Source organism: Vibrio sp. YT-16, from assembly GCF_033337405.1.
Taxonomy (GTDB): domain Bacteria; phylum Pseudomonadota; class Gammaproteobacteria; order Enterobacterales; family Vibrionaceae; genus Vibrio; species Vibrio alginolyticus.
In genome coordinates, this window is the sequence record NZ_JAWOQQ010000009.1 from 20,462 (window position 1) to 43,993 (window position 23,532).

19 protein-coding genes are annotated in these 23,532 nt (G+C 43.1%); 16 read left to right on the forward strand and 3 right to left on the reverse strand.

Annotated elements, in window-relative coordinates:
* The first annotated feature begins 162 nt into the window (after positions 1–162).
* Genes R7F07_RS15300 through R7F07_RS15310 form a run of 3 tightly spaced genes read left to right on the forward strand, consistent with a single transcriptional unit; the run spans position 163 to position 3,382 of the window.
* A complete protein-coding gene (locus tag R7F07_RS15300) occupies positions 163–1,581 on the forward strand; it encodes an SLC13 family permease (RefSeq protein ID WP_171342984.1) in 1,419 nt (472 codons plus the stop codon).
* A 3-nt stretch (positions 1,582–1,584) separates the two neighbouring features.
* Positions 1,585–2,922 carry an ATP-binding protein gene (locus tag R7F07_RS15305; RefSeq protein WP_005389108.1) on the forward strand — a complete coding sequence of 446 codons (1,338 nt, stop codon included), beginning with the start codon at positions 1,585–1,587 and terminating at the stop codon, positions 2,920–2,922.
* Positions 2,909–3,382: a response regulator gene (locus tag R7F07_RS15310; protein ID WP_005377744.1), complete on the forward strand. Its 474-nt coding sequence runs from the start codon at positions 2,909–2,911 to the stop codon at positions 3,380–3,382. Before R7F07_RS15305 ends, R7F07_RS15310 begins: the two co-directional genes overlap by 14 nt.
* A 108-nt stretch (positions 3,383–3,490) precedes the next feature.
* Here R7F07_RS15310 and R7F07_RS15315 read toward each other — a convergent pair whose 3' ends face one another.
* Entirely contained in the window at positions 3,491–5,194 is a 1,704-nt protein-coding gene (locus tag R7F07_RS15315) for a putative bifunctional diguanylate cyclase/phosphodiesterase (RefSeq protein ID WP_005377743.1), read from the reverse strand.
* Between the two features lie 487 nt (positions 5,195–5,681).
* Here R7F07_RS15315 and R7F07_RS15320 point away from each other — a divergent pair, with 487 nt between their 5' ends.
* The 4 genes from R7F07_RS15320 (at position 5,682) to R7F07_RS15335 (ending at position 10,384) form a co-directional block, all read left to right on the forward strand.
* Complete coding sequence (locus R7F07_RS15320; RefSeq protein ID WP_025766705.1) at positions 5,682–6,899, forward strand: HD-GYP domain-containing protein; 1,218 nt, start codon at positions 5,682–5,684, stop codon at positions 6,897–6,899.
* Positions 6,900–7,099: 200 nt separating this feature from the next.
* Positions 7,100–7,723: a LysE family translocator gene (locus R7F07_RS15325; protein WP_025766704.1), complete on the forward strand. Its 624-nt coding sequence runs from the start codon at positions 7,100–7,102 to the stop codon at positions 7,721–7,723.
* 212 nt (positions 7,724–7,935) lie between these two features.
* Positions 7,936–9,480 (forward strand): YjjI family glycine radical enzyme, encoded by a 1,545-nt coding sequence (locus R7F07_RS15330; protein WP_171342983.1) that lies wholly within the window; start codon positions 7,936–7,938, stop codon positions 9,478–9,480.
* 22 nt (positions 9,481–9,502) lie between these two features.
* On the forward strand, positions 9,503–10,384 hold the full coding sequence (locus R7F07_RS15335; protein WP_021033867.1) for a YjjW family glycine radical enzyme activase: 882 nt from the start codon (positions 9,503–9,505) through the stop codon (positions 10,382–10,384).
* A gap of 19 nt (positions 10,385–10,403) precedes the next feature.
* Here R7F07_RS15335 and R7F07_RS15340 read toward each other — a convergent pair whose 3' ends face one another.
* Positions 10,404–11,342: a LysR family transcriptional regulator gene (locus R7F07_RS15340; protein ID WP_005377737.1), complete on the reverse strand. Its 939-nt coding sequence runs from the start codon at positions 11,340–11,342 to the stop codon at positions 10,404–10,406.
* A 411-nt stretch (positions 11,343–11,753) separates the two neighbouring features.
* On the opposite strand from R7F07_RS15340, the gene R7F07_RS15345 reads away from it, so the two are divergent.
* The gene (locus R7F07_RS15345) at positions 11,754–12,524 is read left to right on the forward strand and encodes a TerC family protein (protein WP_017820626.1); all 771 of its coding nucleotides are present in this window, start codon (positions 11,754–11,756) and stop codon (positions 12,522–12,524) included.
* Positions 12,525–12,684: 160 nt separating this feature from the next.
* On the forward strand, positions 12,685–13,287 hold the full coding sequence (locus tag R7F07_RS15350) for a 2OG-Fe(II) oxygenase (protein WP_005377733.1): 603 nt from the start codon (positions 12,685–12,687) through the stop codon (positions 13,285–13,287).
* Positions 13,288–13,341: 54 nt separating this feature from the next.
* Here the strand turns inward: R7F07_RS15350 and R7F07_RS15355 are convergent, their stop codons facing one another.
* A complete protein-coding gene (locus R7F07_RS15355; protein ID WP_025766702.1) occupies positions 13,342–14,607 on the reverse strand; it encodes an HD domain-containing phosphohydrolase in 1,266 nt (421 codons plus the stop codon).
* 629 nt (positions 14,608–15,236) lie between these two features.
* Between R7F07_RS15355 and R7F07_RS15360 the strand changes: the two genes are divergently transcribed.
* The 7 genes from R7F07_RS15360 to fhuB all read left to right on the forward strand — a co-directional run bounded on the left by R7F07_RS15360 (position 15,237) and on the right by fhuB (position 23,460).
* Positions 15,237–16,430, forward strand: coding sequence for an iron-containing alcohol dehydrogenase (locus R7F07_RS15360; protein WP_017634023.1), 1,194 nt, complete (start codon positions 15,237–15,239; stop codon positions 16,428–16,430).
* A 161-nt stretch (positions 16,431–16,591) separates the two neighbouring features.
* The gene (locus R7F07_RS15365) at positions 16,592–17,797 is read left to right on the forward strand and encodes an aromatic amino acid transport family protein (protein ID WP_054701450.1); all 1,206 of its coding nucleotides are present in this window, start codon (positions 16,592–16,594) and stop codon (positions 17,795–17,797) included.
* Between the two features lie 274 nt (positions 17,798–18,071).
* Entirely contained in the window at positions 18,072–19,196 is a 1,125-nt protein-coding gene (locus tag R7F07_RS15370; protein ID WP_115385952.1) for an HD-GYP domain-containing protein, read from the forward strand.
* Between the two features lie 87 nt (positions 19,197–19,283).
* Positions 19,284–19,502, forward strand: coding sequence for a hypothetical protein (locus tag R7F07_RS15375; protein ID WP_005377723.1), 219 nt, complete (start codon positions 19,284–19,286; stop codon positions 19,500–19,502).
* A 324-nt stretch (positions 19,503–19,826) separates the two neighbouring features.
* Complete coding sequence (locus R7F07_RS15380) at positions 19,827–20,591, forward strand: ABC transporter ATP-binding protein (protein WP_005389081.1); 765 nt, start codon at positions 19,827–19,829, stop codon at positions 20,589–20,591.
* Positions 20,592–20,602: 11 nt separating this feature from the next.
* The gene (locus tag R7F07_RS15385) at positions 20,603–21,487 is read left to right on the forward strand and encodes an iron-siderophore ABC transporter substrate-binding protein (protein ID WP_005377718.1); all 885 of its coding nucleotides are present in this window, start codon (positions 20,603–20,605) and stop codon (positions 21,485–21,487) included.
* On the forward strand, positions 21,484–23,460 hold the full coding sequence (gene fhuB, locus R7F07_RS15390) for a Fe(3+)-hydroxamate ABC transporter permease FhuB (protein ID WP_171342981.1): 1,977 nt from the start codon (positions 21,484–21,486) through the stop codon (positions 23,458–23,460). The genes R7F07_RS15385 and fhuB overlap by 4 nt, the downstream gene beginning before the upstream one ends.
* Positions 23,461–23,532: the final 72 nt, after the last annotated feature.

The window sequence follows — 23,532 nt, forward strand, 5'->3', positions numbered from 1 at the left end:
TTTTGTTTGAAAACAGTGTACATAATCTTCTCTGGAACGCCATTACCGCATTTCGTCTCTGAAGGCTTAAAAACAGTCTGAAAGTTTTGGTTTTGCGGCGGGTAATAGCGTTCCAAACGCCAAATGTGTCTGGCTAACCATCTCAGGAAGAGAAGTAGTACTATGCGCCCTTATCTCAAATACGTTGTTCCAACATTGATACCATTGCTTGTTTGGTTAATGCCTCTCTCTGCGTTCCCATTTGATGGCATTACTATCGTCCAGCAAAGAGTGATTGCAATCTTCTTGCTTGCCGCACTTTGCTGGGTATTCGAGCCAATTCCAATCTACGCCACTTCGGTTGTGATCATTGTCCTAGAGCTATTGCTTGTATCAAATAAAGGTATTGTGCTCTTTCGTTTGCAAGAAGGGCAGCCACATTTTGGTGAGCTATTACAATACAACGAGATAATGGCGACCTTCGCTAGTCCGATTATCATGCTCTTCCTCGGCGGTTTCTTTTTGGCTATGGCGGCGACAAAGTACAGGTTAGATGTCAACTTAGCCCGAGTGTTACTCAAACCATTTGGACAAAAACCAAAGTTCGTTATGCTGGGGTTGATGCTGATCACCGCTGTTTTTTCCATGTTTATGTCAAACACCGCAACAACAGCGATGATGTTGTCCATTTTAACCCCTGTGATAGCGGTTTTCGGGTCTAAAGACCCAGGTCGAATTGCATTCGCCTTGTGTATTCCTGTTGCAGCCAACATTGGTGGCATTGGTACTCCAATCGGCACGCCACCGAATGCCATCGCCCTAAAGTATTTGGTTGGTGACAACTTAATTACGTTTGGTGAATGGATGGTATTTGGTGTGCCATTCGTTATTGTGATGATGGCGTTAGCCTGGTTTCTGATTGGTTTTTTGTATAAAGCCGAACAAACCACCATCGATCTGAACATTAAAAGCAAGTTTTTGAAAACACCCAAAGCAATAATGGTTTACGTCACCTTTGCCGGCACGATTATTCTTTGGTTGATGGGGTCTGCACATGGAATGAATTCTTACACAGTAGCATTAATTCCGGTCGCAGTGTTCTCATTGACGGGCATCATTAACAAAGAAGACTTGAAGAAAATCTCTTGGGATGTGCTTTGGTTGGTGTCAGGCGGTATTGCTCTGGGCCTTGCTCTAGATAAAACCGGGCTTGCGAAGCTGGTGGTACACAGCATTCCGTTTGATCAGTTCTCGCCATATGTTGTCTTGTTTGGTGCGGCTTTCTTGTGCTTGTTAATGGCAAACTTTATGTCGCATACAGCCACCGCAAACTTGCTGATGCCGATAATGGCTGCGCTGGGTACTTCTATGGCTTCGCTAACGCCTCTCGGCGGTGAAGTTACTCTGATCTTGGTCGTGACATTTGCCGCTTCACTCGGTATGTCGTTACCAATCAGTACGCCACCAAACGCGTTAGCTCATGCAACAGGGCATGTCGAGAGCGGCCAAATGGCTCGTATCGGTGCCGTGCTAGGCGTGATTGGCGTATTACTCAGTTTTGTGATGGTGTGGATTTTACATACTGTTGGGCATATTGGATAACCCATGTACGAAACGAAGTTAGACGCGTTAGTACAACGCTACTTTAATCACCTTGAACGCCGATTAACGGTTCTATCCGGGTCGGTGCTTATTGAGCAAGCAGGCTACAACGATCGCTTGTACTATGTGCTGTCGGGAGAGCTGGCGGGCTATTACGCGGAAGATGACAAGAAACCGATTCAGGTATTTTCTGCGTCTCAAGGTGCGTTTATTGGCGTACATAGTTTCTTTTCTGGTACGTGGACTGCCTCTTCGACAGTGATTGCTCAAACCGATGTTGAATTGGCTTGGATACAGCGTGATACGCCCGCCGTGGAAGAGGCGACATACGGACCATTGACGACACAATTTATGCCTGTGATGGTTAACGAATTATCTCGTCGTCAACGGCGTGCAATGCAAGAGGCATTAGCTAAAGAAAAAGCGCTACAAAAGCTTCATACCGCAGAGCAAATGACAACGTTGGGGCAGCTTGCAGCGGGTATTGCTCATGAGTTAAACAATGCGATAGGCGTTGTAAGCAGTAAATCAGAACGGCTAGAGACAGTTATCATGGAACTGCTTGAAGAAGTTCATCCGGAAGCGAGTCAATTTTTTGATTTTGGTTTAATGCAAGGGCAGAAAGTCTCTTCTAGCGAAGCGAGAAAGCGGGGGCGCCACTTCGAAAAATACTACGGTTTAACCAAGGAGGTTGCTCGTGATCTTGCACGTGCCGTTCCAAACAACTTCCTTTCAGAACATTGGCTAAAAAGACCAGAAGAAGCGATACGTTTCTGGCAAATGGGACGAGATCTCCATGACTTACGCATCGCCTCTAAACATACCGTTGGCATTGTGCGATCCGTAAAACAATTGGGGCGCACGGATATCGACTTGGATGAAGCGATTAACATCAATGATTCAATCAATCGCGCCTTGGCTCTATTGCAAAGTGACTTAAGACGAGTGAGTGTTCGTTTTAGCCCTGCGGATTTACCTGCTTTTATTGGTTCTCAAACCGAACTCGTCCAAGTTTGGGTAAATATATTAAAGAATGCGTGCGATGCACTTGGTGAAACGGAGAAACCCGGTATCGAAATACATACTCGGGAGAGTAAGGGTAAAATTTTGGTCACGATTGCTAACAATGGACCAGAAATTGATGAAGCGACACGTAGAAAAATTTTCCGGCCAAACTTCACCACTAAAAAGGGGGGATTGTCGTTTGGTTTAGGGTTAGGTCTGTCGATTGTGAAGCGCATTATCGCCGGATATAACGGCTCTATTGTGGTAAAGAGCGACAGTGAAAAAACGATTTTTAGAATCAAGTTACCAGTAGAGGGTGAACATGGAGAAGCTTAATGTAATTTGCGTTGATGACCAACGAGAGGTACTAAGCGCGGTTCTACAAGATTTAGAGCCGTTAAATCAATGGTTGAATGTCGAAGACTGCGAATCAGCAGGTGAGGCTCTAGAACTGATGGATGAATTTGATGCAGAAGGCGAGATGATCGCATTGATTATTTCCGATCATGTGATGCCAGGTAAAACGGGAGTAGAACTGCTGACCGATGTATCAAAAGACGGTCGTTTTGGCTTTACGAGGAAAGTGCTTCTTACCGGGCAAGCGACGCACACCGATACGATTAATGCGATCAACTCAGCAGGCATTGACCGCTACTTTGAAAAACCATGGCAAGCAAGCCAATTAATAGAGTGTGTTAGAAACTTGGTGACCCAATATATCTTTGATGTGGGCTTAGATTATACTCAGTATCACGAGCATTTAGATCAGAGTGTGGTGTTTGAACGTCTACGTTAATCGGGGGACATTAAGCTTGTTTTCGTCACGGCCAGTTAGTGTCTGAAATCTATAGTGAATAGTTCAGCATGTTTAACGTGGCCGTGCGGGAATATTGCTCTAGTATGCTTAACTCAACGAATAGCGGCTTGCACTGGCAACAGAAAGTGGCTTAGAGAACCAATAACCTTGCAGATAATCGACGCCCATTTCGGTAAAAAATTCACACATTTTGGCGTCTTCAATTCCCTCAATCACTACTTCAATATTATTTTCCTGGCACATAGTGATAAGAAACTTCAGATATTCTTGTGAAGAGCGGTTGGTTAGTGTTTTCCACGCCATCGACCTATCAATTTTGATTTGTGTCATCGGGAGGTCGAAGAAGCTATTTAATGAACTGTAACCCGATCCAAAGTCATCCAGAGAGAGTGCAAATCCTAGTTCCCTGAGGGTATTCAGAGGGGCAATGGCTGTCTGATTATTATCCAAAATAAACGTTTCTGTTAGTTCCAACACAATAGACTCAGGATCGACACCAACCTCATCCGCCATGGCTTTAATTCGCGCAGGGAATTCACTGTTCATTAACTGAAGTACAGAAACATTCACGTTGACACGAACTTGGTTTTGGTAACGCTCACGGTAGTTTTTGATAAATTCACACGCTTTGGCAAAGACTTGATATCCGAGTTCGACAATCAAACCTTTGTTCTCTGCCACGGGGATGAATTCGTCTGGATAAATTTCGCCAAACTCTTTGCTACGCCAGCGAACCAGAGATTCGAAGCTCACTACTTTTGAGCTTTTGGCGTCAATAATTGGCTGAAACTTAACGCTTAATGTCTGTTTTTCTAGTGCACTTTTTAGACCTTGTTCAATAAAGAAATAACGGTCTACGGCATGCTGAGTTTTCTCACTGTAAACCGCAACACGGTCTTTATTCTGCTCGCTTGCGTACTGACAAGTTCGTGCTGCTTTACGCAATATTTCCTCTGCTGAGTGACTTGGATCTATGCAAGGATACAAACCAATACTAATGTTACTTCCTAAGTATTGGCCCTCTTCAATCACTGCCTCGTGGTAGGTTTCCTTTAAACTTTCGGCATAACTTTGCAGCGTTTCTACCGAGCATTCATCGTGAATCAAAATCGCAAAGTCATCATCATGTACGCGATATACAGAACTATTTGGAGAAGGTAGGTGACTGAGAGTTTGTAGCAATTTTTCCACTAACCCATCGACCAACTCGCTGCCATATTGATTTAAGTAAGATTTAATCTCTTCTATCTGAATGTAACAGATAGATGCACAAGAATCGGTGGCTCGCACACTATCTTCAATATCCAGCAAGAGATGGGCGCGATTAGCCATACCTGACGCATTGTCATGAAATGCGACTTGATGAATGTAGCTTTCCATCAGCTTGCGTTCAGAAATATCACGGTGGCTACCAACCATATAATGACCATGTTCTGTTTCTTTGGTCATGGCTACGCCTTCAATCCAGACGTACTGTCCATTGGGTTTACGCACGCGGTAGGTCGTTGTGACCCTCGTGTTGTTGGTAATGATGTGAGCATCGACCCGAGTGGAGAGTCTTTCTCGATCGAGAGGGTGAACAAGGTCTAACCATTGCTCTAAGCTGATTCGACCAGCGTTGATACCAAGCTGCTCATAAAAGCCCTTGTTATAAAATACCATGGTGCCAAACTCATCCATGTAAAAGAGGCCTTCGTTAAATACATCGAAGATATGAATGAATCGTTCTTCGACGATTTTTAGGAACTCTCGGTCACTATCTGAGACTTGTTGGTCAAATATGGTGGTCAAGATATTTCCTCCTCGAGCCTTTTAGCATCAGAGATGAGTGTTGGGGTTGATAACATAGAGTTGATCTGCTGGCGTACATTACAATCACAAAAGTGTCAGTTCAAATTGTTTGGCTATCATTTTATGCGCTACTAGGTTAATAACATACTAAGATTAGGCGGCTAATCATCGACATTTATAAAAAATAGTCAACAGTAAAAATCATTTATAAAATACAGTTATTGATGCCGTCCGCAATCTATAAATATTTATGAATAATTATCCTAAAGTTATTTTCAGTTGTGTCGGTATCAATGTGTTGTTTTCTAACGTCATTTGTATATATGTTATCTTGGATAAAACCATAATAACAAAAAGGACTTAATGAACGCGACCGATTATTAATTGACAGGATGCTCATTAATTGTAATCAATTCAAATTTATTATCACGCCAAGTAATCAAATCTCTTATAATGCGGACGTTAATATCGAGTAAGCCTTCTTTATATGCAGTACGATCCGAAAAATTCAATCAAAATTGCGCTCGCTGATATCGGCGTTGGTATGTTTGTTACCGCGATAGAGCACAACAAGCGCGTCAATTTAGCCAATGCAGGGCGGATATCTAGCCCTGAAGGCATTAAGAAGCTTGCTACAAGTGGCGTAAAGTATGTTTGGGTAGATCAAACATTATCTTCGCAGCAGTGTGTCTTCAAGCCTGTAGATGAATCAACTGATGCCACTAAAGAGACGAGAGAGCAGAAACACTCAGATTTTAAGAGGGGTCAACGAACTTATCGTTCGAGAGACATCCAACACAAGCGAGCCAAAAAGCTGATCGCCGAAGCAAAAGATTTGGCGCAGAAACTATTGAATCAAACTTTTGAAGGAAAAATCATTGAAGTTGATGAAGTAGAAGCTTGGGCTGACGATGTCATTGAAAGTGTTTTGATTGACTCAGATGCGTTGCAGTGTGTCTCTGCACTCCGAAAAAAAGACTCTTACTTATTGGAACACTCCGTCAATGTCGCTTGTCTTTTAGTGTCATTCGGTAAGTACTTGGGCTTGGATAAGCCAACGCTAAAACAGCTTGCTGTAGGTGGCATTATTCATGATGTAGGTAAAATTAAAGTCGATGATAAGATCTTGCACAAGCCAGCGAAGCTAACGCCTGAAGAATTTGAACATATGAAGCTACATCAAGTGTTCGCAGGTGAGATAATCCTTCACGTAAAAGGACTTAGTGACGTAAGCCGTGATGTTTGTTTGATGCACCACGAGAAGTTAGATGGCAATGGTTATCCTAGAGGCTTGAAGGGGGAGGAGATTCCAATTCACGGCCGTATGAGCTGTATTGTAGATATCTACGATGCGCTAACGGCTGATCGCTGTTACAAAAAAGGCATGAGTTCTGCCGAAGCGTTTAAAATCTTGTTGAGTCTAACGCCATTTCATTTAGACGCAGACTTAGTTTACAAATTCATTAATTGCATTGGGATGTACCCCGTAGGCTCTATTGTCGAGTTGAACGATGGGCGTGTTGGTATTGTTTGGTCTTCAAATGAATCTCAAGCATTAAAGCCAGAAGTGAAATGTTTCTACTCCCGCAAGTATAAACGATACATTGATGTCACGATGGTGGATTTAAAAACGAGTGCGTACAAAATTGAAAGAGCGATCGCGCCTTCATCGTTAGAGATCGATCCTAAGCCTTTTTATGATTAAGAGAAATAGATAAGCTTATACAACAGGCTTTACATCCTTGCATGTAGATCGTATTTTATTTGCATAACTATCTATTAATTTTTTCTAAGTTATTTAGATGCAAGATGGTTATTAAGACCTCGGCTTCATGGATAGAAACCGGGCGATAAAATAGTTCTACACAATGGGCTATAAACCTCATTTTGCTGGAAGGGATGCCAATGCAAATAGATACATGGATTTTTTACACTCTTGCCATTCTCGTGCTCACAGCTTCACCAGGACCAAGCTCACTGTTGTGTTTGAGTAAAGGAGTGAGTAGTGGGTTTCGTATTGCTTTCATGACTGCGCTTGGCAGTTTGTCTGCGATTACGATCATCCTTACGCTCTCATTTACCGGGCTGGGAGTTGTCATTGCTTCATCTGAGTTAGTTTTTAATATTATCAAATGGTGTGGCGCCGCTTATTTAATCTGGTTAGGTATTCAAGCGTTGCGCTCATCTCAGACAGATTTTAATAAAACGGCAACGACTCAAAGTTCCGCGACAGCGTTTAGCGCGTTCACTAGTGGTTTCATTGTTGGCGCTAGTAATCCCAAAGCGATAGTCTTTTTCACCGCTTTGTTTCCTCAATTCATAGAACCTTCCGCACCGCTACTGTCTCAATACGCGATTTTCGCGTCTACATTTGTGGTTTTTGAGCTTAGCTGGCTAACATTTTATGCATTGTTAGGGGTAAAAGCCTCCGATTGGTTGTTTGTCGCTGGAAGAGCGAAGTTGTTCAATCGTTTGACTGGTGGAGTATTTATTGGTGCAGGCGTGATGTTGTCGACGGCAAACCGATAAATAAGACAGACTTCGGTACGCAGTTAGGTTTTCCCATATAGTAAGTTGGAATGCGCTAATTTAGCTTTGTCTTATTTCCAGAATGGAAATAGACGTTTTGTTTATTTTCATTAGTGGCAACAGCCAAGCAGGAGTAAAATCACGTTACTCTTTAGGGGTAGAGCTCGTATTTTGTCTTGTGGGCTTGTGGTTACTTTGTAGGAATATCTTAGATGACAAGCCTTTCTAAACTACAACAACGTTTTCTAGATATCGCGACCGACGTCCGTCTTTCTCCAAAACAGAAGTCGAGTTTTTTAGCTTTAGAGGCGGAAGCGTGCATTCCTTACATGACCGTATCTCCATCACTGAGACAAGCAATGGATGAAGCCATCATCTGCGATATGTTTGAAGGTCATGCACCGTTTAAACCTCGCTATGTGTTGCCTGATTACGCTAAATTTCTATCGCAAGGCTCAGACTATTTAGAGTTGTCTCCGGCTGATGATTTCGATGATGCGTTGAACATGCTGACTATCATTTACCATCATGTTCCTTCGGTAACGAACATTCCGGTTTACTTAGGCCAGTTAGATGATGTCTTGTTGCCTTACATAGGCGACCTAACAGAGAGCCAGATTTACAAAAAGTTAAAACATTTTTGGATCATGCTGGATCGCACATTGCCAGATGCGTTTATGCATGTGAATGTCGGACCGACAGACAACATTATTTGTCGCACTGTTTTAAAAGTAGATGCGGAGCTCAAGCAGATCGCACCGAATCTCACCTTTATGTACGACGAGACAATTACACCTGATGATTTACTTCGTCAAGCGACACAGAACATTTGTGAATGCAGTAAACCGCATATCGCCAATTACCCAATGCACGCGAAAGCCTACAACGGCTCACGCTTTGGTATTGTAAGTTGCTACAACTCGCTTCCATTAGCAGGTGGCTCGAACACATTGGTGCGAATGAATTTAAAAGAAGTTGCAAAACGAGCATCAGACTGTAACGACTTCTTAAACAGTGCGTTGCCTTCTTACCATCGATTAATGGTCGAGCTCATAAACGCAAGAAGCACGCACTTGCATGAAAAATCGAACTTCTTTCAAGGCTTTTTGACGCAAGAAGGGTTGATAAAAGAGTCCTATTTCGCGCCAATGTATGGCGTTTACGGCATGGCCGAAGCGGTAAACCTTCTATTTGAAAAAGAAGGGCAAATAGGGCGATACGGAAAAAATGATCGAGCAAATACTTTTGCTCATGATGTTTCAGCAACACTGGCTAAACTGGTGGACTCAACCCCGGTGAAATATGGTTTAGATGGCAAAGCGCTCTTACATGCACAAGGCGGCATTAGCTTAGATCATGATGTTACGCCAGGTGTACGTCTGCCTTATGGTGCAGAGCCAGACCCTGTCACTTATGTACAAGCAACGGCGAAGCATCATCAGTATTATCGTGCGGGTATCAGCGATATTTTGACGATTGATGAAACGGTGAAATCTAACCCAGAAGCGATGTTCAATTTATGTAAAGGGGCACTAAATGCTGGTTATCGTGAGTTTACCGCGAATGTCACTTCAAATGACTTAATTCGCGTGACAGGCTACATGATCAAACTTTCAGATGTCGCGAAACATGATAAAGAAGGTTCGAGAACCAACACGACGTTTCTAGGTGCAGAAGCAGCAAAAAATACCAAAATTTTAGAACGCTCGCCACGTGTGGTGAGTCATGAAGTAACACCGACTTACACGCAGGCATAAGTTCGGTTTAGGAAAGAACAAGATGTCTAGACGAAGTGGAAGCCTTTTGGCAAAAGTCACTCGTATCCTTCCTTTCTCTTGTGTTGATGGGCCAGGAAATCGTCTAGTCATCTTTCTACAGGGTTGTAACTATCAGTGTTTGAACTGCCACAATCCTCACACGATAAACCATTGTAATCATTGTGGTGAGTGTGTGAGTGAATGTTCAGCAGGCGCATTGAAGTTCGACGAAAACAACAACGTTGTTTGGCTTAAAGAGGAGTGCACCCACTGCGATCATTGTATAGAGATATGTCAGAACCAATCTAATCCAAAAATTACTGACTACTCTGTAGTAACAATGCTCGATTTGATACGCAAACATCGCTTTTTCATCAGTGGTGTTACTGTATCCGGTGGGGAATCTACCTTACAACTTCCTTTCATTATTGAGCTGTTTAAAGGGATAAAACAAGATCCTGAATTACGGCACCTCTCTTGTTTCATCGACAGTAACGGTTCTTTAGCGGTTGCTGGTTGGCAGCGTATTCTACCTTTTCTGGATGGCGCAATGATCGATTTGAAAGCGTGGCAGACGGAGACGCATCAGTGGCTAACTGGGCGTGATAATCATCGTGTATTTAAAACCCTTCAGTACCTTGTTGAGCACGAAAAATTGTACGAGGTCCGCTTACTGCATATTCCCCAAAAAAGTGATTTAGATATAGAAATCGTAGCAATTGGACGTTACTTGAGTACTCTTCCTGAATCGGTGCTTATCCGTTTAAATGCCTTTCAGCATCACGGAGTAGTGGGGGAGGCGTTAACTTGGGATATGTGCTCTCATCATGATATCGAACGCTTAAAATCAGAGCTTCGATGCTACGTGAGTAACCCTATCACAGTGCCGACAGTACTCACGTAGTACCGTTGTTTATCTATACTTACGCATCACAGGCATCTAACATGGCGCAGGCGTCGAGTAATTGTTGCTGTAACCATTTTAAAGCGGGATCGTTTAAGCTCGCTTTGTTCCAAACGAGGCTGTAGGCTACCTGTCCGTAATCGAATGGAAGAGCTTGTTCAACCAAACCTTTTGCTTGCATTGCCGCTCTTGCCCAAAGCTTGGAGCATGTGAACAAGTAATCCGAGTGCTGACACATCACCGCAGCTGAACCAAAGTCGGCTACACGCATGGCCAAGTTTCGCTTTGAATGCCTTTGGGTGAGATTTTGCTCAAAATAAGGTTGTGACAGATCTTTATCATGAATACCGATGTGTCTTGCACAAAGGTAACTTTCAACAGATAGGGGTTGCTCAGCGAGTGGGTTCGATGCTCTCATTAAGCAAACCATTTCGTCTTTCAAAATGGTTTTCCAGACCAAGTCTTTATTTTGTGTGGGTGGTTGGCTGAGATCGTGAGGAAGCAACAAAAAATCCACTTGACCTCTTGCTAATGCATCGAAGCTCATTTCCTCTTTCGCATGGACATTCAAGTGCGCGTGATTGCTCAGTTGTTGGGACAGATGCTGTAGAACTGGCGCAAAGAGCTCAAACGAACTTTCACGCATTGCTAATGAAAAACTACCTTGATAGTAAGCCGGATTAAAAGAGCCTTGATGTAATAACCCATTCATACTGGAGAGTATGCCATGGATTGATGGGCCTATATGCAGCGCAAATGCTGTCGGCACTAAGCGAGTGCCATCACGATAAAAAAGGTCATCCTTTAGCGTTTCGCGCAACTGTCCGAGCGTTTTACTGACGCTCGATGGTGTTACACACAAGCGTTCTGCCGCAAGTGTGACGCTGTGAGTGGTTAACAACATATGTAAAACAGTTAGATGTTTAAGGCTTATACGCGAAAGAGCAATGTAGTCCATAAATAGCATGGTTTCTTATGATTTTTGGCAGTATATCAGCATGAAACAAATTTTTACTATTGTTTATCTCGGAAACACGCCTGTTTCTCTTTGAGCTCAATGCATTTAATGGGTTGCATAAGGGTTGATGGTGCTTATAAGTCTAGAAATTTATCTTAGTTTTGTTGGACTTTAATGCTTTCATTTATTCAATTCTAAAGCTTCTATGTAATTTTAATCAATTTGGAGGAGTTGATTGATTTGTACACGAATTAAACTTGTTCCTTGTTAATTAAAATAGATATTGTTTTGTTGATTGTTTGGTGATTTACTCATGATCCCTCAGTAACAAAGGTATAAATAATTAATGGACGACCCCTTTAGTCGACAAAACCCTTCACCATATGTCTTCTTATTATTGGAGACATGCTCATGCTAGAACTTTTTATGCAACCAGAAGCTTGGGCTATTTTCGCCACTTTGTTTGCGCTTGAAGTTGTCTTAGGCGTTGATAACGTCGTTTTTATCTCTGTCTTATGTGAAAGACTGCCGCTGCACCAACGTAAGCTGGCAAGAAACCTTGGTATTGGTCTTGCTGTTATTGCTCGTATTGGTTTAGTGTTTTCAATTTCTTGGATCATGCAACTGACTCAACCGCTATTTTCTTTGGCGAACCATGCGTTTACCGGAAGAGACGTTATCATGATTGCGGGTGGTGCATTCCTCTTGGCTAAAAGCCTGAAAGAGTTGTGGAGTTGGTTAAATCACAACGAGTCGGCTCACTCAACTCACGCCCGTACTGGTTTAGCGGTAGTTCTGTTGCAGATTGTTGCCGTGGATGCTGTATTCTCGATGGACTCGGTGATAACCGCCGTTGGTTTGACAAGTGATGTCCCACTTATGGTCGCAGCGATTGTTTCGTCTGCTATCGTGATGGTCATGACAGCCGAAAAAATCAATAACCTGGTGTCGTGTTACCCTGGTTTTAAGACACTTGCTTTGTTATTCCTCGTTTTGTTAGGTGGTTTATTGATGGCAGAAGGCTTCGAAATTCATATCAACAAAGGTTATGTGTACTTTGCGATGGCATTCGGCTTAATTCTGGAACTTTGTCATATCCAGTTAAAAAACAAACAACGCCCGACTATTAAACGTCTTAGTCCGTTGCGAGTTCATCCAACCAGATTAGAAGCTCGTCAATAATAAAAGATATTGCCGCTCATATGAGCGGCATTTTTATATTCGTCATCACCTATTTTTACTCTCTTTTTATTTTGTTGTCGTTTCGACAAAAAATCGCATTTGTTGTGGGGTTGAAGATTTTTTATATAGACCGCCCAACTAATATGAGTGAACGACAATAATGGATAAAATGATCGATGCGTTAGCAACCCATGGCTACTACATCTGGGATGATTTTCTTTCTGAACAAGAAGTGGCTCAATTACGAGACTGCATTCCAAGTAACTGGAAAAAAGCGCGTATTGGTCGTAATGACGATGTGACACGTATTGAGTCAATTCGAAGTGACAAAATTCAATGGTTATCGCCCAATATGGGGCACGCGGTTACTTCTTACTTAGATAAGATGGAAGAAATACGCCAAGAAGTGAACCGTCACTTGTTTCTGGGACTTTTTGAGTATGAAGCTCACTTTGCCAAGTACGAGGAAGGGGATTTCTACCAAAAGCATCTAGATTGTTTTAAGGGCAATGAAAACCGTCGATTGACAACCGTTTTTTACATGAACGAATCTTGGACGGAAAAGGATGCAGGTGAATTGGTGGTTTACGATCTAAATGATAATAAGATAGCAACCATCCCTCCTCAATCAGGACGCTTACTTTTATTCTTATCTGAGCAATTCCCGCATGAGGTTTTACCGACCAATGCTGAGCGTTTCAGTATTGCAGGTTGGTTCAGAATCAATGGTGTGCGAGACAATGTACTTGATATTGCAAAATGATTGGTTTGCAACCAGCATAAAATCAGCAAAGGGCGTAGATACGCCCTTTATCGATTAAACATTAGTTGATAGCTCGTAACACTCGGTCATGTTTCGCTCTAGCACTGCATAGACGTCAGAACAAAGTTCTTGTTTAGCGACTTGCTCCCCCATAATCGCGGCGATTTGTGCTTGAGCCATTCGTCCGCGGTAGGGACGGTCCTGAGACAGAGCTTGAAAAACATCGGCAACCGCGACAATACGCGATGGTACATCGAGTTCGTCTCCTGTTTTATGATAAGGATAGCCAGAACCGTCCAAACGCTCGTGATGATTAGAGGCCCACTCCGCTATTTTAGCGTTGGGAAACACTTTGTGTAATGCGAGCTGAGTATCAATTGTATGGCGTTTAATACGCGTATACTCTTGTTTATTAAGAGAGCCTTCTTTATGAAGAATCTCATCTGGTGTTTTTAACTTTCCGATATCATGCACCAACCCAGCAATAAATAACATCTCTTGGTCGTGCTCACAGAACCCAAGCTTGATGGCTAGATACCGAGATAACTCCGCCACTTTTTGCGAATGTTGATAAGTAAATGGGCTTTTTGCGTCAACAATTCGAGCGATAAACATGCCCAAACTATTCATATCTTGGATGGTGAGCTGTTTTTGAAGCCAATCAATGCTTTTAAAGTTTAATCCGATGGTTTCTATATTTTCAGACTCCATCGCGAACCAAAATGCGTCGGTCATAACGAGCTTAACCATTGCCTTAGCCATGTCTGGATTAAACAAAGTTCCAGCGTTTGCCATGATGCATTCTGCAATTAGTTCTTCATGAAGTGTGACAATGTCACAGTGGCAGTTCATGACGTATTTGGAACGCATAAAATCGAGACGATCGGCTAAATAGAGTAGGGCAGCGACCTCTTTTTCAAAAGGCGGTAAATCAAGATATTTTAGTTCACTCCAATGTGTATGGTGGTAAAGAACAGGTGTAGCAAACTGACGTAACAAACGACACTGCTTGAGGCTTCGGTATCCTCTTAAGCAATGTGTTTTTACATCTTGTGGCACCAACTCCTCAAGTAACATTTTATGTTCTTGTGTTTCGGAGACCCCACAATCGTGGATCATCCCTGCGAAGTAGCAAAACTCCGCTTTTTCTGGTTCCCAGTTCATGACCCGAGCACATTGGTAAGCGATGTAAGCGACACGATGGCTATGGTGCGTATCATCAACACCGACATAGTCGAGTGCTCGAGCAACCCAGATAAGTGCTTGTTTCAGATCGACTTCAAAGCCCATGTCCGTATGGGAATGGCAAGAATGATTCATGGTTTATACCGACATTGCTAATTAGCCCACGCTAAACCCAAATCAGAAGGTGATAGGAAAAATTGGGTACGACAGCGAATAGACCCCCAAAAGGTGGGCGTTTAGACATAGTTTTGATTATGGGCGGGATAATAATCCTAGTTGCATAATAATATCACCTGAAGCTCATGGTTAAGAGTCAGATATTTGAACTAAGTATAAGTTTTGAAAGATTATTGTTGCTCTTGTTGACTTATTTGAAAACGACAATAAATCATGATGTAACGCATTCTTATTTTTATTTTTGTAAATCGTGCTCGGGCTCAACCAGAGACACACGGTATTGATGTGTGATTAACAGAATTCATATTGTTGCTTTTGAAGGCAAAAAATAAGAAGACTTCTTCGAGGCTCGCTCTGTAACTAACAGAGTAATAGGGAAAGAAGCTTGTTAACTACATGACAATAGAGCGTCGTTGAAAACATTTTCTCTGTAGCTCATGTCGTTGAGGAAAGATAATAAAATGGTACGGTTTCCCAGCGATGCTAGCCCTTTTAGTGAGATAAGTTTATTGAAAATGTGTGATTGCAAAGTAAGCATAGGTAGTAAAAGTAGCTAGAATGATAGCTCTAAATGAAAAGGATTTCGTATGTTGAAGCATCGTTTATACCGGAGTTACACCGCTGGGTTAAAAATTGCAGCCCATATCCTTCCTATGCCGAGACCAACCTTGTTTTCCGGCCCTGGTTCGATGAATGAGCTATTAGAATCGATGACCGAGCTGGGATTTAAACGCGTTTTGTTAGTTACCGACGAAGGGTTAGTCCAAGTCGGTATTGTAGATAAGGTGCTTGAGGCAGCAGCACAACTCGATTTACAGTTAGATGTTTTCTCGCAAGTTAAGCCCGATCCTACCTATGATCAGGTTGAGAGCGGTCTAGAGGCTTATCATCGTTTTCATTGTGAGGGCATATTAGCTTTGGGTGGCGGCTCTGCAATGGATTGTGCAAAAGTCATCGCTGCGAAAGTTACCAATAAACGGCCAATAAAAAAATTAGCTGGACTATTGAAGGTATGGCGAATGCCAGCGCCGCTTTTTGCTATTCCAACAACGGCTGGAACCGGAAGTGAAGTTACTATCGCTGCGGTCGTGTCAGATCCCTCCTCACACATTAAAACCCCTTTAATGGATCCAAAGTTGGTGCCACTAATGGCAGCTTTAGATGCGAATTTAATGATTGGTTTACCTCCTAAGATCACGGCTGATACTGGCGTTGATGCATTAACCCACGCTATTGAGGCCTATGTATCGAAAAACGCTACTCAAGAAACGATGGCTTATTCGGTTGCCGCTATTAAACTCATTTTTAAATATCTTCCTAGGGCTGTGATGCAAGGGGATGATGTCGAAGCTCGTCATAAAATGGCTATGGCATCCTATTACGCGGGTTTAGCATTTACCAAAGCGAGTTTGGGTTATGTTCATGCCTTTGCTCACACATTCGGTGCGAGATATGGAATACCTCATGGTATGGCAAACGGATTAGCCTTGTTGCCTGTGCTGCGCTTTTCATTATCAGAGATTGAGCCTCAACTAAGAAAGCTCGATGAGTTGACGGCCGAGGGGCAGTTAGGTAACGCAAGTGCTCAGCATTTTTTGGCGAATCTGGAGTCCTTGTTTTCAACTATTGATATTGAGCAAACCAGTGCGCTCATTCAACGTGAAGATGCTGATGCGCTTGTTGATTTAATTCTGAAAGAGGCGCACTGGAATTACCCTGTTCCCAAGTTCATGAACAGGGAAGAATGCACACAGTTATTGTTAAATATCAGTAAAGTGTAAGTTATAGTTTACATGTGTGGTTTTTTATCCTTACACTTTGCTTGATCTTCTGCTAAAGATCCTACAATATCGACGGCAATACAAATATGGTGTTGGTTTCGGTCCGCCGTTGCCCGATCTAATACTGATAATTTCTAATAAAGTGTAAAGATTAATATACAATGAGTCGTTCTAAAGTATTCGGTAGTACGCTAATTATTGCGGGCACTACAATAGGCGCTGGTATGCTAGCGCTTCCACTTGCCTCTGCCGGCATTGGTTTTTCAACTTCTATTATCATCATGCTAGGTTTATGGGCTCTGATGGCTTTCACTGCCTTGCTTATGCTTGAGCTTCATCAACATGCGGAGAGTAGTGCTACACTTCATACTTTGGCGAAACAGATCCTAGGTCAAAAAGGCAAGTGGGTGGCAAGTTTTGCGATGTTGTTTCTTTTCTACTCATTATGTGCAGCGTATATCGCTGGCGGTGGTGCTCAGTTCGGAGACCGCCTTGCACAATGGTTTGACCTCGATATTTCAGGGCCTACATCAACGATAATCTTTACCTTGATTGTGACTTTAGTTGTGACAGTGGGTACCGGTACGGTCGATAAAGTAAACCGAGTTCTGTTCGCGATGAAGCTCATTGCAATGGTTGCGGTGCTTTCTTTTCTTGCTCCAAACGTTACGGAATCTTACTTGTTAAGTATGCCAATCGAACAAGGCCTTGTTGTAGCGGCGATTCCGGTGATCTTTACTTCGTTTGGTTTCCACGGAAGTATACCTGCAATTGTGAGTTACTTAGACGGTGACACTTCTTCTTTACGCAAAGCCGTTATTATTGGTTCGACGATTCCACTCGTTATTTATATCTTTTGGCAAATCGTGACGTTGGGTGTGGTTAGCCAAAGTACGCTTGTTGAGAACGGAGGGTTGAGCGCACTGATTGGTCAACTATCTCAGACAGTACACCAATCAAATTTGGGTAGCATTGTTGGTGTGTTTGCTGACTTGGCATTGTTGACATCGTTCCTTGGCGTGAGTTTGGGTCTATTCGAATTTTTGGGTGATACCATCAAAGGAAGTAACGATAAGCCTAATCGTTTGATTGCGGCACTAGTGACGTTTACTCCACCGCTAGGCTTCGCACTTTTCTATCCTCAAGGCTTTATTATGGCTTTGGGCTATGCAGCGATTGCCTTAGCGATTTTAGCCATCTTTTTGCCTTTGGTTATGGTGATCAAGGTTCGTAAATCGGATGATTTTACTGGGGAGTACCGCGTCGCAGGTGGTCAAGGTGCGTTAGTGATAACGGGCATCGCTGGCACTGGCATCGTATTCGCTCAGGTGTTAATTACGCTGGGTGTGCTTCCTGCTCTAGGCTAGTTGTTTAGAACGTTCTTTGAATAACTTCTAGTTACTGAATCCATCGTAATCAATCAGTATTGTTAGGCCAACGAGTTTCGCTCGTTGGCTTTTTTAATCTGGATCAAATTACCGTAAGATATCCGGTGAAAAAATTGGTAGAAATGTGCTTTTATTTCGTACACTTAAGTTGTGGTATATCGATAATTTAAGTGGAGAAAACCGCTCAAAATACCATTGAATTTGCAACACAATGAGCTTTTCTTGTTTCTCTGCTTTGGTGTGGAGGTGAAGCATGGCGCACCGGAGTTTTTACCCGTTTGCAAAACCGCTTAACGAGCAACTGCAAACGCTAAAAGGCAGGATGCAGGCGCACTTGCCATGTATTGATAGGGTGTCATTTGCAAAATATCACCCAGACCAAGATGTGCTCAAATCATTTGCAGAAAGTGAGTTCGACACTTGGTGTTTAGCCCATCACGAATCAGCATTCCGTAAACTCCACCACCTCAATATTGCCTCTAAAAACGCGGTTCCTCGTATCGTCGAAGACCTTCATGATATTAATCACTGTCCTCGGGTTCAAATTTTACTCAAACACGGATATCAGTCGTCGGCTGCTATTCCTTGTTATGACAATAAAGCTTTTACTGGTTTTGTATTTTTGAACTCCACCCAACGTGATGCGTTTAGTTTAGAAGCGCTGAATGGTCTTAAACCTTATTTCGAAATGATTCGATTTGCGGTTGAATCAGAAACTCAAGTAGTCAATGCGATAGAAACGCTAGCGAACCGAATGCAATGTATGATGCCAGGCTATTCACCTGAGTATTACGCGCATACCAAACGCATGAAGTACTACAGTCAAATTATCGCAACGCAGTTAGCGGATCGTTATCACCTGAATGACGAAATGGTCGAAGATATTGGTATTTTTGCTCAGTTCCATGCGCTCGGTGATAGTCAGCTGCCAGTTGAAATTGCTAGCCGCCGAACAAATTACTCTCAAGAACAAGAGGCGATATTGATTCAACATATTGAGCGTTGTATCGATTCAGCGGATGACATAGTTGCCCGTATCGGAAATCCGGTTCACCCGAGTGTGACTTTGTTTTTGCAGATGATTATTTATCAGTACGAAAATTTAAATGGCACTGGTTATCCTTATGGTTTAACCAATGATGATATACCAATAGTCGCCCAAATTACGGCTGCCGCGAATGCCTTTGATTTTATGACAACGCACCATCCGTATAGACAAGCGTGGTCCATCCCATACGCATTGTTAGAACTTGAAAAATGGGTGTATCAGGGGTGGTTATCTCGAGAATGTGTTGATGCTCTGCGAGAGCATCAAGGTTATATAAAGCAAATCATCCACAAATATCCCGAGCACTATACAGGCTTGGGGTTAATGTGAAGAGCAGTAACAAAGTTGAAATGTTGACGAGGAGGAATATTTAAACAATACTGTTTTTATATACAGTAATAAGTTTGGAGGTGAAGTATGTTGTGGGAAACCCTTGAAAGAGTAAACCGCTTACGCCAACAAGCACTTGCAAATCCTGAGTTTGTTGAGTCAGCAAAAGAGCACGAACAAGCACTTCAGGAGCAAGAATACCATTATCAAACTAAGAAAAAGCGTTCAGCCAAAGACAAACAAGGTAAAAAGTCGCTGGCCGATATCTATAAAGAAGTAGAGTTTGGCGCTGACGCTCGTCATTAATGTATTCACTGCGGCATTTTTCATTTCTTCATACGCTGCAGTATTCGTTCAAATTTATGCGAGAGCAGTGGGAGACCGCTGCTCTCGTTGACCTGCCTATAATTTACTAATGAAGTTCAGCAGAGCAAATTATCACTAACACTTAGCAATTCTCTCAATGATCTTGTTTATGTAATGATAATGACAACGGTTTGCATTTGTATCTTTGTTGTTATATAAAACCTCCCTTATTAATCGTTCTGTTGAATAAGAACGGCAAACGTGATCAACGAATGAGAGCTTTGAATAACTGTTATTCGTAAATGGCTATTAGGTGAAGTAGGGATGTTGGAAGCTAAAGCACTCCAGTTTGAGATTGAAGGCAAGTCATTGCTAAAAGCGTTTGATGTGACATTTGAACCCGGAAAAACATACGCCCTTGTTGGACACAATGGTTCAGGAAAATCCACATTGTTAAAGTTGCTGGCACAGCAACAGCAATACACAGCTGGTGACGTGGTTCTGCATGGAACGAGCATTAACGATCTCTCAGCGAAAAAATTCGCCCAACATATTGCCTACTTGCCTCAGCATCTTCCGGTGACCGACAGTATTTTAGGTCGAGATTTAGTCGGTTTTGGTCGTTATCCATGGCATGGTTTACTTGGACGTTTGAGTAAGAAAGATCACGACATTGTTGAAGAAGCAATGGCGATGACAGGCACACTAAAATACGCAGATCGCTTAGTGGACACGTTATCTGGAGGAGAGCGTCAACGTGTGTGGCTAGCTATGCTGTTAGCCCAAAAAACCGAGTATTTGCTTCTTGATGAGCCTTTGTCTGCGCTAGATATCAGCCATCAAGTAGATATGTTGAAGCTTATCTCTAAACTCAGTCAAGAACTGGGTTTGGGCGTTATTATCGTATTACACGATATCAACTTGGCTGCACGATTTTGCGACTACATCGTTGCATTACATCAAGGTGATTTGATTGCACAAGGCAATGTTGAACAGGTGTTTACTGAACCTAAGTTGAGGGACATATATGGGATAGAGATGATGATCTCTGACCACCCTGCGGGTTATCCGGTGGCGATGCCAAGCTAAAGGTTGGAATAATGAGCAGTACAAACACTCGACTTAAACATTTCTCTTTCGCTCTCTCACTTAGTGCGCTTTTGGTCAGTTCTTTTCAAGCACTAGCTGACGCATCACCTCGGGTGATGTCGGTTGATTGGACACAAACTGAAACGATGTTGGCTTTAGGGGTTGTGCCCGTAGGCGTTGCTCAAGGGCAAGATTACGATGCTTGGGTAAAATCGCCACCGTTACCACCTCAAACGAAGGATGTAGGGTTAAGAACTCAACCCAATATAGAGCGCATTTACGAGCTCAGACCTGATCGTATTTTTATTGCCCCGTACTTCTCCTCAATGAAGCATCGCTTAGTTGATATCGCCCCGGTTACCACCATTGACTTATATGAAAGCGGGATTACGGATTGGTCGGTACTTACCAGTTTCACTCGGAGGTTTGGTGAAGAGCTGGGAAGAGAGGCGGAAGCAGAGGCGCTTATCCAACAATATGAAAAACGTTTGTCTTTATTAAAACAGCGTATAAATAAAGGCCAGCCGCCACTTCTAATGATTCAGTTTATGGATACAAAGCACGTACGTGTTTTTGGTCAAAATAGTCTTTACTCCCAGGCTATCGAAAAGATTGGGCTGAGTAATGCATGGAATGAAAAGACGAATAGCTGGGGCTTCAGCCTAGTTGGCATCGACAAGTTAGCTGGCATAAAAGCTCAAATCGTTATCGTAGAGCCATTACCTTATGGTGGAGCGGAGCAGCTCTCTCAAGACCCATTTTGGCAATATGTTGTTCAACAATCTGGTGAAAAGGTCATGCAAGTCGCGCCCGTTTGGAGTTTTGGTTCTATGCCTTCAGCCCTCCGTTTCGCAGAGTTAGTTACGGCGAGTAAGGTCGAGGAGTTAACACAATGAAAACGATGCCTTTAAGCTTTGTGGTGTTACTTTCGGCATTTACCTTTTCTATTGGTGCTTTCCAATTGTACCAAGTAAGCTCATTTTCGTTAGCTCTAAGCAGTTTATGGGAGCCTAACTTTCAATCTATCGATTCTGTTTTACTTCACTTTAGCTGGTGGCCTCGAGTCTTCACCACGATTATATCTGGTGCTGGATTAGCGGTTGCTGGGGTATTGATGCAGCAAGTGCTGCGTAACCCTCTCGCTTCACCCACGACACTTGGTGTGGCGAGCGGTTCAAGTTTTGCTTTGATGTTAGCAACGCTATTCGCACCTTGGATGTTGGATATCGCGCCTAATTTGGTTGCTCTCATCGGCGGTGTGATATCGATGGGGTTGGTGATGCTGTTGTCATGGCGACGAGCGTTATCTCCAACGGTTGTCGTCGTTTCTGGGTTAGTGATAAACCTGTACTTTGCATCATTAAGTACGGTTATTCTGATGATGAATACCGAAAAGCTGAATGGGTTAATGATATGGGGAGCCGGTTCGCTTGTTCAGAGTGGATGGGGAGATTTCTCGTATCTTGCCCCTCGAATCGCACTTGCTACGGTCGTTGCATTTGTGATTGCAAAGCCGTTAAGTCTGTTGGAACTCTCCGAGCAAGGTGCCAAGAGTTTAGGTGTCTCGCTAGCTAAGTTGCGTTTTGTCTGCCTTGGGCTTGCGGTGTTAATCACTTCTTGGGTGGTTTCTGCCGTAGGAATCATCGGTTTCATCGGGTTAGCGGCGCCAGCGATTACTCGATTGATAGGTATCAATAAAATCCAGCATAAGCTTTGGGTATCAATGCTGATTGGTGCCATGTTATTGACTTTAACCGATTTGGTTATTCAGCAACTGCCAGGGCTAATGGCGAGTTTTATACCAACGGGAGCAGCAACGGCTGCATTGGGCGCTCCGTTACTGTTATGGCTGTTACCTCGTTTATCACAAAAGACGCAGAGCCATACTCAAACAGTGTTAACTCGACACCGTCAACATGTTTACAAGCTAAACCCTAAAGCGATCTCATTGGCGTTGATCGGCACGTTAATTTCTGTTGTTCTTTTTGCCACGGTTGCTGTGCAAAATGAAGGGTGGGCAAACTTATTTTCTAGCCAAAATTGGATTTTTTTGGAGTGGCGCGCACCTAGATTATTTGCAGCAGCAATTGCGGGGGCAATGTTAGCGATTGCTGGAACCATGATTCAACGCCTAAGTGGAAACCCAATGGCAAGTCCTGAAGTGATCGGTATCAGTTCAGGGACAGCGATGGGGTTGATCATCGCGATGTTTACTGGGTTTGGTTCGTCAATTTTCACTCTTTCTCTAGGCGGGCTCGTAGGTGCATTAGCGACGGTATTAGTCATTGTGCTGCTAAACCGTAAGTCAGGCTTTCAGCCGGAGCGTATTTTGTTGACTGGTATTGCGATAACCGCACTGATGAATGCAATACAGAGCTTTATTCTAGCCACTGGTGACCCAAGAAGTTATCAAGCATTGGCTTGGTTGTCTGGGTCTACCTACTATGTCTCGGTTGAAACGTTACTCCCATTGTCTTTATCTGCACTTGTCTTTATAGGGTTGAGTTTTCTCTGCGTAAGATGGCTAGATATTCTTCCTGTCGGTGCCGCTTCCTCTAAAGCACTTGGAATTCGAGTTGATCGTTCACGCGCAATACTGCTTCTTTTAGTTGCTTGTCTCACGGTCAGTGCGACATTGGTTGTTGGCCCGATTAGCTTTGTTGGGTTGTTGGCTCCGCATTTAGCTCGCTTATTTGGTTTTAACAAAGCGTCACAACACATGTTATGCGCCGCGATACTGGGGGCAGGGGTGATGTTGTTGGCTGATTGGTTGGGACGACAGGTCCTTTACCCGCAAGAAATACCAACAGGGCTTATGGCGTCTCTCATTGGCGGTTTGTATTTAATGTGGGGTTTACGCCGCTTATAGAAATGAGCTAAGCCTCAACCAAGAAAGTACTTATACAAATAAGCACTCGTAGTGGCATTCGTAACCTATGCG

What these genes read in the sequence shown, in the direction of transcription:
- R7F07_RS15300 (WP_171342984.1), top strand. Translation starts at nt 163, where the DNA reads ATGCGCCCTTATCTCAAATACGTTGTTCCAACATTGATACCATTGCTT.
- R7F07_RS15305 (WP_005389108.1), top strand. Translation starts at nt 1,585, where the DNA reads ATGTACGAAACGAAGTTAGACGCGTTAGTACAACGCTACTTTAATCAC.
- R7F07_RS15310 (WP_005377744.1), top strand. Translation starts at nt 2,909, where the DNA reads ATGGAGAAGCTTAATGTAATTTGCGTTGATGACCAACGAGAGGTACTA.
- R7F07_RS15320 (WP_025766705.1), top strand. Translation starts at nt 5,682, where the DNA reads ATGCAGTACGATCCGAAAAATTCAATCAAAATTGCGCTCGCTGATATC.
- R7F07_RS15325 (WP_025766704.1), top strand. Translation starts at nt 7,100, where the DNA reads ATGCAAATAGATACATGGATTTTTTACACTCTTGCCATTCTCGTGCTC.
- R7F07_RS15330 (WP_171342983.1), top strand. Translation starts at nt 7,936, where the DNA reads ATGACAAGCCTTTCTAAACTACAACAACGTTTTCTAGATATCGCGACC.
- R7F07_RS15335 (WP_021033867.1), top strand. Translation starts at nt 9,503, where the DNA reads ATGTCTAGACGAAGTGGAAGCCTTTTGGCAAAAGTCACTCGTATCCTT.
- R7F07_RS15340 (WP_005377737.1), bottom strand. Translation starts at nt 11,342, where the DNA reads ATGGACTACATTGCTCTTTCGCGTATAAGCCTTAAACATCTAACTGTT.
- R7F07_RS15345 (WP_017820626.1), top strand. Translation starts at nt 11,754, where the DNA reads ATGCTAGAACTTTTTATGCAACCAGAAGCTTGGGCTATTTTCGCCACT.
- R7F07_RS15350 (WP_005377733.1), top strand. Translation starts at nt 12,685, where the DNA reads ATGGATAAAATGATCGATGCGTTAGCAACCCATGGCTACTACATCTGG.
- R7F07_RS15355 (WP_025766702.1), bottom strand. Translation starts at nt 14,607, where the DNA reads ATGAATCATTCTTGCCATTCCCATACGGACATGGGCTTTGAAGTCGAT.
- R7F07_RS15360 (WP_017634023.1), top strand. Translation starts at nt 15,237, where the DNA reads ATGTTGAAGCATCGTTTATACCGGAGTTACACCGCTGGGTTAAAAATT.
- R7F07_RS15365 (WP_054701450.1), top strand. Translation starts at nt 16,592, where the DNA reads ATGAGTCGTTCTAAAGTATTCGGTAGTACGCTAATTATTGCGGGCACT.
- R7F07_RS15370 (WP_115385952.1), top strand. Translation starts at nt 18,072, where the DNA reads ATGGCGCACCGGAGTTTTTACCCGTTTGCAAAACCGCTTAACGAGCAA.
- R7F07_RS15375 (WP_005377723.1), top strand. Translation starts at nt 19,284, where the DNA reads ATGTTGTGGGAAACCCTTGAAAGAGTAAACCGCTTACGCCAACAAGCA.
- R7F07_RS15380 (WP_005389081.1), top strand. Translation starts at nt 19,827, where the DNA reads ATGTTGGAAGCTAAAGCACTCCAGTTTGAGATTGAAGGCAAGTCATTG.
- R7F07_RS15385 (WP_005377718.1), top strand. Translation starts at nt 20,603, where the DNA reads ATGAGCAGTACAAACACTCGACTTAAACATTTCTCTTTCGCTCTCTCA.
- fhuB (WP_171342981.1), top strand. Translation starts at nt 21,484, where the DNA reads ATGAAAACGATGCCTTTAAGCTTTGTGGTGTTACTTTCGGCATTTACC.